The following is a 15110-nucleotide window of genomic DNA, read 5'->3' on the forward strand; positions in this document are numbered from 1 at the left end:
ATATAAGTGCGGGCCGGGTAAGGGGAATGACCCGGCCGCAGGAAAAAAACGTTCAGGCCGTTACAGAATGGCTTTAATGCTCTGCGCCAGCGGCGTCGTTGCGCGCCCGATGAGTTTGCTCAGCGTGTGGCTATCGTCAAAGAGTCCCCCTTTGGACGCGCCCACATCGGAGTCCGCCAGCATATCTGCCAGCCCGGCAGGCAGGCCGACGCTTTTCAGCGCGGCGGCAAAATCCGCTTCACTGAGATTCTGATAGGTTACCGGCTTCCCGCTCTGTTTGCTGAGTTCAGCCGCCAGTTCGCTCAGCGTCCAGCCGTGGTCGCCCGCCAGTTCATAGACTTTGCCCGCGTGGCCCTCTTCAGCAATCACTTTGGCTGCCGCCGCGGCATAGTCTGCACGGGTGGCAGCAGCAATTTTGCCTTCGCCTGCCGCACCAATAAACACACCGTGTTCCAGCGCAGGCGGCGCGCTCGCCAGGTAGTTTTCGGTATACCAGCCATTGCGCAGCAGGGCATAAGGAATGCCGGACGCCGCCAGCGCTTTTTCAGTGGCAACGTGTTCAACGTGCAGACCCAGCGGGGAGTTGTCCGCATGCAGCAGGCTGGTGTAGGCGATAAATTTCACGCCTGCCGTTTTGGCGGCGTTAATCACGTTCTGGTGCTGGGTCGCGCGCTGGCCGACTTCGCTGGAAGAGATCAGCAGCAGCTTATCCACGCCGCTCAGCGCGGTGGTGAATGCGGCTTCATCCGTGTAGTCCGCCTGACGAACCACAATTCCCTGCTGGCTTAAGGCCTGCGCTTTCGCCGGGTTACGTACGATGGCCACAATCTGGCTGGCCGGTACGGTTTTCAGCAATTGTTCGATAACGAGATGGCCAAGCTGGCCGGTAGCGCCGGTAATCGCGATCATGATGAATCTCCTTCGTGTTTGTCTGGTGTTGTGGCACACTAGCACCATAGCTAACTTTTAGTAAGTACGTACAAAAAGGTAAGTATGAAAACAACGATACCGACGCTCAGCGAACTCATGCGCGATGGCAATCTTTTCGCGGAACAGTGCCCTTCTCGCGAGGTGCTCAAACACGTTACCAGCCGCTGGGGCGTTCTCATTCTGCTGGCTCTGCGCCATGGAACGCATCGCTTTAGCGATCTGCGCCGTAAAATGGGCGGGGTGAGCGAAAAGATGCTGTCCCAGTCGCTCCAGGCGTTGGAGCAGGACGGGTTTGTCGATCGCGTGTCGTATCCGGTGGTGCCGCCGCACGTAGAGTATAGCCTGACGCCGATGGGGATTGAGGTCAGCGAGAAAGTCGCCGCGCTGGCGGACTGGATTGAGGTGAATACGCCGAAGGTGATGGCGAATCGGGACGATCGCGCGGCGTAAACGCCGGATATGTGCGGCCTGATGCCCTCTCCCACAGGGAGAGGGAACAAACACGGAAAACGGCAACGTATGTTGCCGTTTTGTTTTTACTTACTCAAATCCACCTGATAAATCGCGAATCCGATATCATCCGTCGCGACCTGCTTCATCGGATACTGGGCTTTATCCTTGATAAATGCGGCAGCCTTATCGGACGGCGACGTTTCAATGCGGATATCCAGTTTCGTATCGCTGTGGATCGGCGCGAGACGCCAGTTGTTGTCCACCGCCGGATGAATTTCGCCCGCCTTCTTCGACTCCGCGCTGATCCACGCCGCCAGCACCGAACGGTTCTCGTCCGGCGAGGCAAAGGCGATGTGGCTATCCCCCGTACCGGCAAACTTACCGCCGTAGGCGCGGTAGTTATTGGTCACCACCAGGAAGGTGGCACTCGGGTCGACGGCCTTGCCGTTGAAGGTCAGGTTTTTGATGCGCTCCGCCTGCGGGTTGATCGCCTGACACTCGCCGTCATATTTCGCCGGCTGGGTGACGTCAATCTGGTAGTTCACGCCGTCGATCACGTCGAAGTTATAGGTACGGAAGCCGTCCCAGTTAATCAGCGACTGCGGCTTACTGCTGTGCGGGTCAATCTGGTTAAACTGTCCGGCAGAGCACTCCAGCCACTCTTTCACCTCCTGGCCCGTCGCTTTTACCACCACCAGCGTGTTCGGGTAGAGGTAGAGATCGGCGGCGTTACGGAAGGTTAGTTGGCCCTTTTCGACTTCAACATAGCTTGCCGGGTCATTCTTACGTCCGCCCACCTTGAATGGCGCAGCCGCTGACAGAACCGGCAGTTTTGCCAGATCCGGATCGCCCTGCACAAAGTGTTTGGCATAGGCTTTCTGCGCCATGTTGACGACCTGAACGGTCGGATCGTCCTGCACCAGCGCCAGGAAGCTGTACATGTTGTCGGCGGATTTGCCGATCGGCTTGCTGACGAATTCGCGCGTGGCGTCGTGATCGTGCTTCAGCACGTCGACCAATTTTTTATCTTCCGCCGCCAGAGATTTTTTAGCCGCAGCGTCGTAAATCGGGCGGGCTTCGGCTTTTGACTGCGTCACCTTCCAGCTGCCGCCGTCGTTATTCAGCACCAGATCCACCACGCCAAGATGGTCGCCCCACATGCCCGGCATCACCGACGGCACGCCGTTGAGCGTCCCTTTCTCAATGTCCGCGCCTTTGATGCTGGCGAAATCTTTGCCCGGGAAGACCGCGTGGGCGTGGCCGAACAGGATCGCGTCGACGCCCGGAACTTCACTCAGATAGTAAACGGAGTTTTCTGCCATGGCCTGATACGGATCGGCGGAGAGGCCCGAGTGGGCGACAACGACCACCAGATCGGCACCTTTTTCGCGCATTTCCGGCACGTATTTGCGCGCGGTTTCGGTGATGTCGTTAACGGTCACTTTACCGTCGAGGTTGGCCTTATCCCACGTCATGATCTGCGGCGGCACAAAGCCGATATAGCCGATTTTCAGCGTCTGTTTTTTACCGTCCTGGTCGACGACGTTTGTCTCTTTAATCAGGTAAGGGGTGAAGAGCGGCTTTTGCGTCTTAACGTCGATGATATTGGCGTTAACGTACGGGAATTTCGCACCGGCGAGCGCATCGTGCAGGTATGTCAGACCGTAGTTGAATTCGTGGTTGCCGAGGTTGCCGACGGTATAGTCCAGGGTATTCATCGCTTTATAAACAGGATGGATCTCGCCTTTTTTCAGCCCCCTGGTCGCCATGTAATCCCCGAGCGGGCTGCCCTGAATGAGATCGCCATTGTCGACCAGCACGCTGTTTTTCACTTCGCCACGTGCCGCATCGATCAGGCTTGCCGTGCGTACCAGTCCGAATTTTTCCGTCGGGGTATCTTTGTAATAATCGAAGTCCATCATGTTGCTGTGCAGATCGGTCGTTTCCAGAATACGCAGATCTACCGTCGCCGCCTGCACGCTCGCTGCAATCAGCGTCGCCAGAAGCGTTGCACTAAACTTAATCATCAGAGGAGTCCTTTTTTCGATGCAGAGCACAAAAGAGTATGTATCTATAGCTTGTTGCTTACAGAAATGTGAATCCTGACAGAAAAAAGTCACCTGAAACCGGAATTGCTTCACAGATAGCGGAATTGTTCACATTACGATATAACTAAAACAAAGAGTTAACCTCACTGCGTTAACAAAGAGGTGGAAAATGCTAGATAAAATTTGTCAGCTCGCACGGGATGCGGGAGATGCCATCATGCAGGTGTATGACGGCAGTAAACCTATGGAGGTGGTCAGCAAGGCCGACGACTCTCCGGTCACGGCGGCGGATATCGCGGCGCATAAGGTGATCCTGACAGGGTTACAGGCCTTAACGCCGGATATCCCCGTTCTGTCAGAAGAAGCGCCGCAAAGCTGGGACGAGCGCCAGCACTGGCAGCGCTACTGGCTGGTCGATCCTCTGGACGGGACAAAAGAGTTCATCAAGCGCAACGGTGAATTCACCGTCAATATCGCCCTGATTGAGAAGGGCAAAGCGGTGCTGGGCGTGGTCTACGCGCCGGTAATGAAGGTGATGTACAGCGCCGCAGAAGGGAAGGCGTGGAAGGAAGAGTGCGGCGTGCGCAAGCAGATTCAGGTGCGCGATGCGCGTCCACCGCTGGTGGTGATTAGCCGCTCGCACAGCGACAGCGAGCTGCAGGAGTATCTGCAGCAGCTGGGTGAACACCAGACCACCTCGATTGGCTCATCGCTAAAATTCTGCCTGGTGGCGGAAGGCCACGCGCAGCTCTACCCTCGCTTTGGGCCAACCAACGTCTGGGATACCGCGGCAGGTCATGCCGTTGCCGCGGCCGCCGGGGCGCATGTTCATGACTGGCAGGGCAAGCCGCTGGACTATACCCCGCGCGAATCCTTCCTCAACCCCGGCTTCCGCGTCTCTATTTACTGAGCCAGCAGCTTATGCAGCAGGTCGACAACCTGCTGCACCTCTTCCTGGGTTAACGCGCCGTCTTTCGCCCACTGAACGCGACCCTCTTTATCCAGCACGATAATCGCGGAGCTCTCTTCCTCCAGCTGCCAGGCCTTACGGGTTACGCCGTTGCTGTCGACGATAAACTGCGACCACGGGTAGAGCTTTTTATTGCTCTCAAGACTGGAGCGCACAAACATTCCGGAACCCGGAATGGCGTCATCGGTATTCACGATCGTAGTCGTCTGGTAGCGGTCGTGCGGGAATTTTGCGGCCTTGATCGCTTCCACCAGGCTGGCATTTTTCTCTTTTGCGGATGTACGACCGGCAATATGTTGTACAACTCTCACTTTGCCCGCGAGCTGCGCGCTATTCCAGGGTTTGTAGCTAAACTTATCATTGTCGAGAATCAATTCTCCCCGGTCAGCAATGCCGACTGGCGGTACACGTTGTCCTTTTTCAATGTTGTGAGCACAAGCCCACAGGGGCAGCAGCAGGCAGGCTGCTGCAAGGATATTACGTAGGGTCATGGCGTTTCCTTATTGTTTGCAGGTGATCCGACCACTTGGTCTTGCGCTTTTAATCATAAGTGCGATCAATGTGGTTTTCCCGCAATCCCGATGCCAGTTTGCGGGCGAACGCACATATCCATGAAAAAACGACGGCTTATACTGCGCCCGGTCACGCTTTGCAAAGATTATTCTGAATAATTGTAATCAAACGGTAAATAAACTTATGCACACTGGGTAACACCGTAGTTCTGGTCTATAGTCATTGGGCATTAAAATTTGCGCTCAGGACAGTCGGGCCGATTGTGGCACCGCAAGAGCGTATGATTCGCAGGAGATACAAGAATGAAAATTTTCCAACGCTACAACCCGCTTCAGGTGGCGAAGTACGTGAAGATCCTGTTCCGTGGACGGTTGTATATCAAGGATGTTGGCGCTTTTGAGTTTGATAAGGGCAAGATCCTTGTCCCAAAAGTGAAGGACAAACAGCACCTGTCTGTTATGTCCGAAGTCAACCGTCAGGTTATGCGTCTGCAGACTGAGATGGCTTAACCAACGTGCTATGCAGTAGTTAAAAAAACGGCTCCCAATGGGAGCCGTTGATGTATGTGGAGCAGGGAGTTTACGCCGACACCTTCTCTTCCGCGTCCGGCAGCTTTGGCACCAGTACGGTCGGTTTGTTGTCGATGCGCGTCACCAGCAGCTGGTCGATGCGGTAGTTATCAATATCCACCACTTCAAACTTGTAGCCGGAGAACTTCACCGAGTCGGTACGTTTCGGGATCTTACGCAGCATAAACATCATAAAGCCGCCGATGGTCTCGTAGTTGCCGGACTGCGGGAACTCGTCGATATCCAGTACGCGCATTACGTCTTCAATCGGTGTGCCGCCATCAATTAGCCATGAATTATCGTCACGCTGAACAATCTGCTCTTCCAGCCCCTGGCCAACCAGGTCGCCCATCAGCGTGGTCATCACGTCGTTCAGGGTGATAATGCCCACCACCAGCGCGTATTCGTTCATGATAACCGCGAAGTCTTCCCCGGCGGTTTTGAAACTTTCCAGCGCTTCTGAGAGCGTCAGGGTGTCCGGCACAATCAGGGTATTGCGGATCTGCACGCCGCTGTTGAGCGCCAGACTCTGGTTTGCCAGCACGCGGTTCAGCAGGTCTTTGGAGTCGACGTAACCGATGATGTGGTCAATATCTTCATTACAGACCAGGAACTTAGAGTGCGGATGCTGCGCCACTTTGTTCTTCAGGCTCTGCTCATCTTCATGTAAATCGAACCAGATAATGCTTTCACGGCCCGTCATGGAAGACGGCACGGTACGGGATTCCAGTTCGAATACGTTCTCAATCAGCTCGTGCTCCTGTTTGCGCAGCACCCCGGCCAGCGCGCCGGCTTCCACCACCGCATAAATATCGTCAGAGGTGATGTCGTCTTTACGCACCATCGGCAGCTTAAAGATGCGGAAAATGACGTTCGCCAGACCGTTGAAGAACCACACCAGCGGACGAAACACGTACAGACAGAAGCGCATCGGGTTGATGATACGCAAAGCCACAGCTTCTGGCGCAATCATACCGATGCGTTTCGGGGTCAGGTCTGCAAAGAGGATGAACAGGCCGGTTACCAGCGAGAAGGAGAGGATAAAGCTCAGCTGCTCGGCCAGTTCAACGGACATGTACTTAACAAACAGGCTATAAAACGCCGGGGAAAACGCCGCATCACCCACGATACCGCCGAGAATGGCGACCGCGTTGAGGCCAATCTGCACCACGGTGAAGAACATCCCGGGGTTTTCCTGCATTTTCAGGATGCGGGTAGCATTGATGTTGCCTTCATCGGCAAGCAGCTTCAGTTTGATTTTACGGGACGCGGCCAGCGAGATCTCAGATATCGAGAAAAATGCGCTGACGGCAATTAGACAAAGTATTACTAAAATACTGTTTAACATAGTTTATCCGGCTTCTCGCCAGATCCTCAGAAGGGGAATTGATACCATTTGTGTGAAAACACATTGAACATCAGCTCGTAGCGTTGAGCTGATTATTTCAGCGGGTAGTATAGCGTAAAGAGATGTAAATCTGCCAGAGGTCACATTTTGGCATAAAACAGACCGGACAGCGTGGTGCTGTCCGGTACAGGGCGCTATTTCGCGGCGGATAAACGGGCCGTCCCCTCCGCGCGACGTGAGGCGCTTCCTCCCCACACCTGGTCATACTCATATCCCGTTAACTGCTTAATCACCACGCGGGTTCTGGCGTCGCAGTCGCGGTAATCACCACCCAGCTTACGGCGTGCTATCTCCTTCAGGAGCAGCTTGTGCGTCTCACGGGTGAGCTTGAACCTGTAGGTGGTAAAGAAGCTAACCGCCAGCAGGGCTGCCGTCGCGAAGATCATCAGGCCGATAATCGCCCCCAGCGCGCTTTCAGGCTGTGCGCCGTTACCCTTCACAAAGCCGGACTCCTGCAGCACCAGGCCTACGATCATGATGGCAATCGCCACGGTGCTCTTACGGGTCAGGACCATCACACCGGCAAAAATGCCTTCACGGCGCTGCTGCGTTACCATCTCGTCAATATCCGGAATGAAGCTGTAGATATTCCACGGAATATAGTAGAGGCCAGAGCGGGCGGCACCGAGCAGAATAAAGACCGCAGAGAACAGCAGGGTCGGTACCTGCGTTTTAGTGAGATAGACCGTAAACAGGAAGGCCAGCACCAGGAAGATACAGCCGTAGGAGAGTCGCAGGGCGGCAGACGGCGTGATGTTCAGCCGGTTCAACAGCAGCATAAATCCATAGGTACCCGGTACTGAGGCAAAGGCGGCAATACTCAGCCAGCCGGAAACCGCCGAGGCGTCCTGGCTCAGGCAATACACGACGTAATAGGTAAAGACCGAGCCGAATACGTCCATCGCCGTGAACGAAAAGATGTAAATAATGATATGCAGGCGAAACGTGCGGATACGGAAGGAGGAAAAGAGATCCAGCACCAGATATTTCAGGTGATTCAGTAGCCCGCCGATGCGCTGGTTGTCCACTTTAAAACTGGCTTCCTGCTGCACATCTTTCGCTTCCCAGGTGGTGTACCAGGTAATAAATACCGCAATGCAGAACACGCAGGAAAATATCAGTCCGGTGAGGGTATAGGTAAACGGATTATCTTTCCCCGTGAAATGCATAATCACGCCCGGAACGGAAACCGCAAGGAAACCGCCCAGCTGGGAGCAGATCATGCGCACGCCGGAGAGGCGGCTTCGCTCCTCATAGCGGTTTGTCATCTCCGCCGCCAGGGTCTCCCAGGGCACCAGCACCATCGCCGATAGCAGTTCAATAGAGAGATAGGTTCCCAGGTAATACCAGTAGCCCATGTCCGTCAGCCAAAGCAGGGAATACAAAAACATGAGCGGCGAACTGAGCAATAAAAAGAAGCGGCGACGGCCAAATTTACGCCCGAGCCAGGTATTGCCGAAATTATCGGTGATATAGCCCATAATCGGGCTTAATAGCGCATCAATGACGCGGGCAATAGCGAATATAGATCCCGCTTCAATAACAGACAGCCCGCAATAGGTGGTGTAAAAAAAGAGCAGCCAGGTGCCGATAACGGCGAACGCCCCTCCGCCAAACAGATCGGTTACGCCGTAGCCAAGCGCCACGCCGTAACCCACTCTACGTTCAGTAGGTTTGACCATAATAATATCCAGTGTAGGGTAATGATTAACCTGTTTTTCAGGCCGTATTTTTATTCAAATCTGGACGACACATTACGTTCTACTTATTGAGTTCTATCCATTGTCTTAACTGAGATGAGCGATAAATAGCCTCCACAAGGGTGAGTGATTTTCCGGCTTCGCGGATGTCGGTGTAATTCGCATTTCCTGGATGGGAAATAGCATGATAAAAACGGCGGATCGCCTGCTCATGCCCCAGACCCCAGTAGCTTTTGACCAGGCCGTCAGGGGTGTTATCGCTCGCCAGCCTAAGGCGCTCGCCGGGCGTGATGCGCCAGAGCACGTTGTCGCTGAGCAGCAGCGAGCCCCGTTCGCAGTGGATTTCAAGCCAGAGGGGGGAGTCCGCGGTATTGCAGTTGCTGGCATAAAACAGGCCGCGCGCGCCGTTGGCAAAATGCAGCGTGGCCATCGCGCTGTCTTCTCCTTCGGTCACGTTCGCCAGCTCACCGCGGTCCACCACGCCTTTCACCCGCGTCACGCCGCCAGCGAACCACTGCATCAGGTCGAGAGTATGGATGGCCTGGTTGATCAGCAGGCTGCCGCCTTCCGTTGCCAGCCGCCCGCGCCACGGGCTTTCGGTGTAGTACGCGCCCGAGCGCGACCACGTTAGCACCGCTTTGATGCTGAGCATTTTTCCCAGCTCGTCGTCCTCCAGCGCCTGGCGAATGCGCAGGCTGGTGGGGTTGAGCCGGTTCTGATAGCACACGCCGAGCAGACCCGGCGTCTGTTCGGCGGCGCGGGTGATGTCCACGAGTTCGCTGCTGTTCATGCCCACCGGTTTTTCGCAGAAAACATGCTTCCCGGCGGCGAGCGCCGCCAGGATCATGCTCTTATGCTCAAAATGCGGCGTGCAGATGTGGACCACGTCGATGGCATCATCCAGCAGCATTTCCCGGTAATCCTGATAAAAGCGACACTGATAGCCCATCGCCAGCTTCAGCCCTTTAACGCTGTCGATATCGACCAGCGCGCGCAGCGCGACGTTGGGCATCTGGCGCAACGCGTTCACATGGCAGCCGTGAATCGCTCCCGCACCGATTACTGCCGTGTTCAGGATCGTCATCGTCGCCTCCCGTTATTCCGTCGCGTTGGCCAGCATCTGGGCCTTCACGCAGAGCTCCGCCGCCTTGAAGGCGTGCGCCTGCGTCATGGCGTTTTCGGTTCGATGCAGGCAGTCGAGGATCAGTTCGCCAAAGAACGGGAACCCGACCTCCCCGGCGACCGGATAACGGAATTCCCCCTCTTTATTGACGAGATACACCACGTCCTGCTCGCCGCGGGTGAGATCGACATATTTGCGGATTTCGATATAGCCTTCGGTGCCGAGCAGCGTCAGGCGGCCGTCGCCCCACGTAGAAAGCCCGTCCGGCGTAAACCAGTCGCAGCGGAAATAACCGCTGGCGCCGTTTTCGCCCCTGATTGTTGCGTCGCCGAAATCTTCAAATGCCGGATGCTGCGGATGGTTGAAATTGCGTGCCTGGCTGGCGACCACGCATGCCTCACTGTTGCCCGTGTAGAAGAGAAATTGCTCGATCTGGTGGCTGCCGATATCGCACAGAATGCCGCCGAAAAATCGTCGATCGTAGAACCAGTCCGGGCGACCGGTTCCTTCCCGGTGCGGGCCTGTCCCCAATGTTTGCACGACGCGGCCAATGGCCCCCTGCTGCACCAGCTGTCCGGCAAACACCGCGCTCTCGACGTGAAGACGCTCGCTGTAGTACACGGCGTATTTCCGCCCGGTTTTCTCGACCATCGCTTTGGCATCGGCCAGCTGTTCAAGGGTGGTGAGCGGGGCTTTATCCGTGAAGTAGTCCTTGCCTGCGGCCATGGCTTTCAGCCCCAGCGCGCAGCGCTCGGACGGAATGGCAGCACTGGCCACCAGACGCACTTCGTCGTCGTTGAGTATCACCTCCAGCGACTCCGCCACTTTTGCCTGCGGGTACTGCTGGATAAATTTATCCACTTTGGCCGGATCGGGGTCGTATACCCATTTCAGGGTGGCCCCGGCTTCTATCAGGCCGTTACTCATCCCGTAGATATGGCCGTGGTCGAGCGCGGCGGCGGCAAAAATAAACTCTCCTTCCCTGACAACGGGCTGCGGTTTGCCCACCGGGGCGTAGTTCATTCCGTCATGCTTGTTCATGGTGTCACTCCTGAGTCCAGATCTTTGCCAAGGGGAATTGCGCCGACTTCGCTGAAGTTGGCGACGCTTGCGGATTTTTCATAAAAACGGGGAGCGAGGGCGTTCGTCCCGCCGGTGCGGTAAAGCGGGTCATCGCGCTGAATCGGCAGCGAGACCACGCTGCGGGTAATGGCGGATTTATAGATCGCGGTAATCAGCTCCAGCGAGCGTTTGCCCTGCAGGCCATCCACTAACGGCGCGGTGCCGTGCTCAATGGCATAAAGCAGGTCGTTAATTTGCCCGGTATGCAGCGTCCACTCGAGCTTCGGCGTCTCCTGAAAAACGGCGTTGAGCTGCGCTTCTCGCTGCAGATCCCGATCTTCCTGCGGGAAGCCGTTATCGGCGCTGACGCTGGCAAAGGCCTGCCACGGCGCGGAGATACGCGCCTTATCGCCCTGAATGATAATTTTCTGATCTTCGCCGTGGTGCACGACCGAGGCGGTAAGCTGCGCGATCGCGCCGCTGGGGTATTTGAAGATTGCGGCGCTGAGGTCTTCGACTTCAGCGTTGTCGTGCGCCACGTTGGTCATCATCGCCACCACTTCGGACGGGAAGCCGAGCATCCACTGAATGGCGTCGATGTGGTGAACCGCGTGGTTAAGGGTGCAGCCGCCTCCCTCTTTTTCCCAGGTGCCGCGCCACCACAGGTCGTAGTAGCAGTGTCCGCGCCACCAGAACGAATCCACCTGCGCGTGACAGACTTTTCCTGCGAGGCCGGAATCGAGTGCGGCTTTCAGGCGCCAGAAGGCATCGGTAAAGCGGTTCTGTGCAATGATGGCGAGCGTTTTGCCGCTGGCCTGTTGCGCGGCAATCATCGCGTCGCACTCCTCCAGCGAGGCGGCCATCGGTTTTTCGCACAGCACGTGGCACCCCGCGTTCAGGGCATCAATGCCGATCTCAGCGTGGACGTAGGGCGGCGTACAGACGTCGACGATGTCGATATCCGGCTCTGAGGCCAGCATCTGCTGGTGGCTGTCATAAACGCGTGCTTCCTTCAGGCTGTAGCGCGTTTTTTTCTCGTGGGCTTTTTCCGGGTAGATATCTACCAGCGCGACGATCCGGCAGCGCTGGCCAAACTGCAAATAACCCTGAATATGGTTGTGCGAGATATTCCCTGTTCCCACGATAGCGACATTTAACATTGATTCTTCTCCGGAGTTACCAGGTGCCAGAGGCATCCAGCGTGACGCTGGCTGTCTCTTTTGCCACTGAGGTGCTGATGCGCTGTTGAAGCAGGCGCAGATACTGTTTCTCGTTGAGCGGGAGTTCGACCCAGTCGTCTGTCCAGGTGGAGAGGTGCATAGCGTTGGAGAGCGTCAGCCCGTGGATCCCTTCCAGACCCGGCGCAATGAGCGGCTCGCCGCGCAGGATGGCGGCACAGAAATTGGCGGTAATGACGTGGTGTTCGCTGCATTCCGGAGCAACGGGAAGCGTGACCTCCCAGCACTCAGGTTCACCAAAACCGTTTTGCCAGCGGGCGTTGAAGGCGGTTTCAGATTCACGCAGCCGCCAGTAGCGCAGCTTGCCCTCTTCGACAACGACCTTGCCGCGATCGCCGACGATTTCCAGCCGGTTGGTTCCCGGCGTTTCCGCCACGGTGGTGATAAACACGCCCGTCGCGCCGTTGGCATATTCGGCATAGGCGGTGACCTCGTCTTCCACTTCGATTTCACGATGTTTACCGAACTGGCAGAACGCGCGCAGGCGGACGGGCATGCCGACCAGCCATTGCCAGAGATCGAGCTGGTGCGGGTCCTGGTTGAGCAGCACGCCGCCGCCTTCCCCTTTCCAGGTAGCGCGCCAGCCGCCGGAGTTGTAGTAGCTCTGCGAGCGATACCAGTTGGTGATGATCCAGTTGGAGCGGCGGACCTCGCCCAGCTCGCCGCTGTCGATCAGATCTTTCACCTTCTGGTAGAGCGGGTTCGGGCGCTGGTTGTACATGATGCCGAACACCACATCGCACTCCCGGGCGCAGGCGTTCATCTCCTGTACCTGGGCGGTGTACACACCCGCCGGTTTTTCACACAGGGTGTGGATGCCGTTGCGCATCGCCAGCATCGACAGGCGCGGATGCTCGTAGTGCGGCGTGGCGACAATCACCGCGTCGATAAGCCCGCTCTGGAGCATCTCCTGCGCGTCGCTGAATAATGGGAGGGTACCGACCAACTGGCGGATAGCGGGATGCTTTTCCGGCGCATTATCACAAACCGCGGCCAGGCAGGCGTCGCTGACCGTACCTGCCAGTAAATAACGCGCGTGGACCGTACCGATATTACCTATTCCAATAATGCCAAAACGTACCTTCTCCATGTCACACCTTAATTTCAGTTGAAATGAGTGATGACCGGAAAATAGGAAAGGGGAGCGGTAGCGACAATGTGTTTTTGTGAGAATACTCGCAAGGTGATTAAGTAATTTCCAGGTGTTCTGAAATTTGGTTTTAAAATCAAAGAACTGTTTCTGCAAATATTTGCAAAAACTGAATGAGAGCGAGGTCACACTATGCCGGGCAGGTTAAAAATGGAGGAAATTGCAGCCCTGACGGGCTATTCCGTCAGCACGGTTTCGCGGGTATTAAGCGGCAAGTCTTACACCAGCGATAAAGCCAGGGAGGCGATCGTTCGCACCGCGCGGGAGCTCGGTGTGCTGGAGTCTATGGCGAGCGGAAGACTGTTAATTAACGGTATCGCTGTTTTTGCACCGGAAAGAACCTTTCAGGGGCGCAGAGATATATTTTATCTGGAAGTAACGAAAGGGATTGCTGAAGCCTGCTCGCGGCATAATGTGTGGGTCACGTGCTGTGGTTTAGAAGAACAGCATGCCGATGTAAAGGTCTTTATGGAAAAGGCCAGTCATAAGAATATCAACGCGATTATTATTATTGGCACTGATGATTCCACCATATTTAAACTGGCGAGCACGCTGAATAAGCCCTGCGTGTTAATTAATTCCGTTGACCGGGATCGGATGCTGGATGCCGTGTCACCCGATCACCGGGCAATCGGCTTCACCGCCATGCAGTACCTTTTCGAGCAGGGGCATCGCCGGGTGCTCACGCTCACCTGCCTGCGGCGGGATACGCTGTACGCGCGTCTGGACGGCATCAAAGAGGCGTATCGCCATTTTCACGTGGCCTTTGATCCTCAGCGCGATTTGCTCGTGACGGAATGGTTTACGGCAGACGAGGCCGAGCGGGCGCTGGATGCGTGGCTGATGACGCATGACAGCTCCCAGTGGCCGGAGGTGATTTTCCCGAACAGTACCAGCATGACGGAAGGAGTGATCAGGGCGTTAACGCGCCACGGGCTGCGCGTTCCGGAAGACATTTCGCTGATTACCACCGATTTTGCATGGAATTTAGCGCACCGTCTGGAAAAGCCGGTTACGGGCGTCACTGTGCCCTGCCGCGAGCTGGGGATTGAGGCCGTACATCTGCTGCAAACGCGGCTTAACCGACCGCAGGCGGCGGTCTTTAACCTGCTGCTGCAGGGCAAAGTAATGGATTACGGTTCGGTCAGCAATGCCACGCGCCACGCGGCACGCGTGGCGCTGGATCAATAATTACGCCAGCTGCGGCGGCAGGCAGACGCCGATGCCTCCGATACCGCAGTAGCCGTACGGGTTTTTATGCAGATACTGCTGGTGATCGTCCTCGGCATAGTAGAACGGTTTCGCCGTCGCGATTTCCGTGGTCACCTCGCGCGTATCGCCCGCTTCACGCATGGCCTGCTGGAAACGCTCAAGGCTGGCGCGCGCGGCGGCATCCTGCTCGGGCGTGAGCGGATAGATAGCCGAGCGGTACTGGGTGCCGTGGTCGTTGCCCTGACGCATGCCCTGCGCCGGGTCGTGATTCTCCCAGAAGACCTGAAGGAGCTGCTCGTAGCTGATGACTGCAGGGTCGTAGACCACGCGTACCGCTTCCGCATGCCCGGTTTCGCCGGAGCAAACTTCGCGATAGGTAGGATTCGGCGTGTAACCGCCCGTGTATCCAGCCGCCGTGCTGTAAACGCCGGGCAGCTGCCAGAAGAGGCGCTCAACGCCCCAGAAACAGCCCATGGCGAACAGGGCGATTTCCATTCCCTCCGGCACGTTGGTCATGGAATGGTTATTGACGGCGTGTAAGGTCGCCACAGGCATAGGGGTGTTGCGTCCCGGTAATGCATCAGTTTGTGAAACCAGATGCTTTTTGTCGAATAAACTCACGATGGGGCCTCCCGGGGTGCGATGTTTCGGTTAAGGTTGTCACGAAGCGTTTAATTGAACACAATAAATGCGCTGAATGAGTCTAGATTTAATCATAAGAAATATTTGGGTGT

At 56.2% G+C, this 15110-nt stretch carries 14 protein-coding genes; 4 read left to right on the top strand and 10 right to left on the bottom strand.

Going from position 1 to position 15110, the window contains the following annotated elements; translation table 11 throughout:
- Window positions 1-60 precede the first annotated feature (60 nt).
- Complete coding sequence (locus tag LA04_RS13925) at window positions 61-909, bottom strand: SDR family oxidoreductase (protein WP_047652062.1); 849 nt, start codon at window positions 907-909, stop codon at window positions 61-63.
- 84 nt (window positions 910-993) lie between these two features.
- On the opposite strand from LA04_RS13925, the gene LA04_RS13930 reads away from it, so the two are divergent.
- Window positions 994-1380, top strand: a complete 387-nt coding sequence (locus tag LA04_RS13930) for a winged helix-turn-helix transcriptional regulator (protein WP_047073290.1) — start codon at window positions 994-996, stop codon at window positions 1378-1380.
- An 86-nt stretch (window positions 1381-1466) separates the two neighbouring features.
- On the opposite strand, the gene LA04_RS13935 is transcribed toward LA04_RS13930, so the two are convergent.
- Window positions 1467-3410, bottom strand: a complete 1944-nt coding sequence (locus LA04_RS13935) for a bifunctional 2',3'-cyclic-nucleotide 2'-phosphodiesterase/3'-nucleotidase (RefSeq protein WP_047652069.1) — start codon at window positions 3408-3410, stop codon at window positions 1467-1469.
- A gap of 190 nt (window positions 3411-3600) precedes the next feature.
- Here LA04_RS13935 and cysQ point away from each other — a divergent pair, with 190 nt between their 5' ends.
- Window positions 3601-4341 carry a 3'(2'),5'-bisphosphate nucleotidase CysQ gene (gene cysQ / locus LA04_RS13940; protein WP_047652070.1) on the top strand — a complete coding sequence of 247 codons (741 nt, stop codon included), beginning with the start codon at window positions 3601-3603 and terminating at the stop codon, window positions 4339-4341.
- Here the strand turns inward: cysQ and LA04_RS13945 are convergent.
- Entirely contained in the window at window positions 4335-4892 is a 558-nt protein-coding gene (locus LA04_RS13945; RefSeq protein ID WP_047652071.1) for a YtfJ family protein, read from the bottom strand. The genes cysQ and LA04_RS13945 overlap by 7 nt on opposite strands.
- A 324-nt stretch (window positions 4893-5216) precedes the next feature.
- Here LA04_RS13945 and LA04_RS13950 point away from each other — a divergent pair, with 324 nt between their 5' ends.
- Window positions 5217-5423, top strand: a complete 207-nt coding sequence (locus LA04_RS13950; RefSeq protein WP_008501430.1) for a DUF1107 domain-containing protein — start codon at window positions 5217-5219, stop codon at window positions 5421-5423.
- Window positions 5424-5493: 70 nt separating this feature from the next.
- On the opposite strand, the gene LA04_RS13955 is transcribed toward LA04_RS13950, so the two are convergent.
- The 6 genes from LA04_RS13955 to LA04_RS13980 form a co-directional block, all read right to left on the bottom strand.
- Window positions 5494-6831, bottom strand: a complete 1338-nt coding sequence (locus tag LA04_RS13955; RefSeq protein ID WP_023310162.1) for a hemolysin family protein — start codon at window positions 6829-6831, stop codon at window positions 5494-5496.
- A 194-nt stretch (window positions 6832-7025) separates the two neighbouring features.
- The gene (locus LA04_RS13960) at window positions 7026-8573 is read right to left on the bottom strand and encodes an MFS transporter (RefSeq protein ID WP_047652072.1); all 1548 of its coding nucleotides are present in this window, start codon (window positions 8571-8573) and stop codon (window positions 7026-7028) included.
- Window positions 8574-8652: 79 nt separating this feature from the next.
- On the bottom strand, window positions 8653-9675 hold the full coding sequence (locus LA04_RS13965) for a Gfo/Idh/MocA family protein (RefSeq protein WP_047652073.1): 1023 nt from the start codon (window positions 9673-9675) through the stop codon (window positions 8653-8655).
- A gap of 12 nt (window positions 9676-9687) precedes the next feature.
- Window positions 9688-10755 (bottom strand): Gfo/Idh/MocA family protein, encoded by a 1068-nt coding sequence (locus LA04_RS13970; RefSeq protein WP_047652074.1) that lies wholly within the window; start codon window positions 10753-10755, stop codon window positions 9688-9690.
- On the bottom strand, window positions 10752-11936 hold the full coding sequence (locus LA04_RS13975; RefSeq protein ID WP_047652076.1) for a Gfo/Idh/MocA family protein: 1185 nt from the start codon (window positions 11934-11936) through the stop codon (window positions 10752-10754). The genes LA04_RS13970 and LA04_RS13975 overlap by 4 nt, the downstream gene beginning before the upstream one ends.
- Window positions 11937-11952: 16 nt before the next feature.
- On the bottom strand, window positions 11953-13104 hold the full coding sequence (locus tag LA04_RS13980; RefSeq protein WP_047652077.1) for a Gfo/Idh/MocA family protein: 1152 nt from the start codon (window positions 13102-13104) through the stop codon (window positions 11953-11955).
- Window positions 13105-13296: 192 nt separating this feature from the next.
- Between LA04_RS13980 and LA04_RS13985 the strand changes: the two genes are divergently transcribed.
- Entirely contained in the window at window positions 13297-14355 is a 1059-nt protein-coding gene (locus tag LA04_RS13985; RefSeq protein ID WP_047652078.1) for a LacI family DNA-binding transcriptional regulator, read from the top strand.
- Here LA04_RS13985 and msrA read toward each other — a convergent pair whose 3' ends face one another.
- On the bottom strand, window positions 14356-14997 hold the full coding sequence (gene msrA, locus LA04_RS13990; protein WP_023334288.1) for a peptide-methionine (S)-S-oxide reductase MsrA: 642 nt from the start codon (window positions 14995-14997) through the stop codon (window positions 14356-14358).
- Between the last annotated feature and the right edge of the window lie 113 nt (window positions 14998-15110).

The sequence above is a fragment of the Enterobacter sp. UCD-UG_FMILLET genome (assembly GCF_000762975.1).
GTDB lineage: Bacteria > Pseudomonadota > Gammaproteobacteria > Enterobacterales > Enterobacteriaceae > Enterobacter > Enterobacter dykesii.

Excerpts from the sequence above, each read along its gene's own strand:
- LA04_RS13980 (WP_047652077.1), bottom strand. The coding sequence starts at position 13,104 with ATGGAGAAGGTACGTTTTGGCATTATTGGAATAGGTAATATCGGTACG.
- LA04_RS13985 (WP_047652078.1), top strand. The coding sequence starts at position 13,297 with ATGCCGGGCAGGTTAAAAATGGAGGAAATTGCAGCCCTGACGGGCTAT.
- LA04_RS13970 (WP_047652074.1), bottom strand. The coding sequence starts at position 10,755 with ATGAACAAGCATGACGGAATGAACTACGCCCCGGTGGGCAAACCGCAG.
- cysQ (WP_047652070.1), top strand. The coding sequence starts at position 3,601 with ATGCTAGATAAAATTTGTCAGCTCGCACGGGATGCGGGAGATGCCATC.
- LA04_RS13950 (WP_008501430.1), top strand. The coding sequence starts at position 5,217 with ATGAAAATTTTCCAACGCTACAACCCGCTTCAGGTGGCGAAGTACGTG.
- LA04_RS13925 (WP_047652062.1), bottom strand. The coding sequence starts at position 909 with ATGATCGCGATTACCGGCGCTACCGGCCAGCTTGGCCATCTCGTTATC.
- LA04_RS13945 (WP_047652071.1), bottom strand. The coding sequence starts at position 4,892 with ATGACCCTACGTAATATCCTTGCAGCAGCCTGCCTGCTGCTGCCCCTG.
- LA04_RS13960 (WP_047652072.1), bottom strand. The coding sequence starts at position 8,573 with ATGGTCAAACCTACTGAACGTAGAGTGGGTTACGGCGTGGCGCTTGGC.
- LA04_RS13935 (WP_047652069.1), bottom strand. The coding sequence starts at position 3,410 with ATGATTAAGTTTAGTGCAACGCTTCTGGCGACGCTGATTGCAGCGAGC.
- LA04_RS13965 (WP_047652073.1), bottom strand. The coding sequence starts at position 9,675 with ATGACGATCCTGAACACGGCAGTAATCGGTGCGGGAGCGATTCACGGC.
- LA04_RS13975 (WP_047652076.1), bottom strand. The coding sequence starts at position 11,936 with ATGTTAAATGTCGCTATCGTGGGAACAGGGAATATCTCGCACAACCAT.
- LA04_RS13955 (WP_023310162.1), bottom strand. The coding sequence starts at position 6,831 with ATGTTAAACAGTATTTTAGTAATACTTTGTCTAATTGCCGTCAGCGCA.
- LA04_RS13930 (WP_047073290.1), top strand. The coding sequence starts at position 994 with ATGAAAACAACGATACCGACGCTCAGCGAACTCATGCGCGATGGCAAT.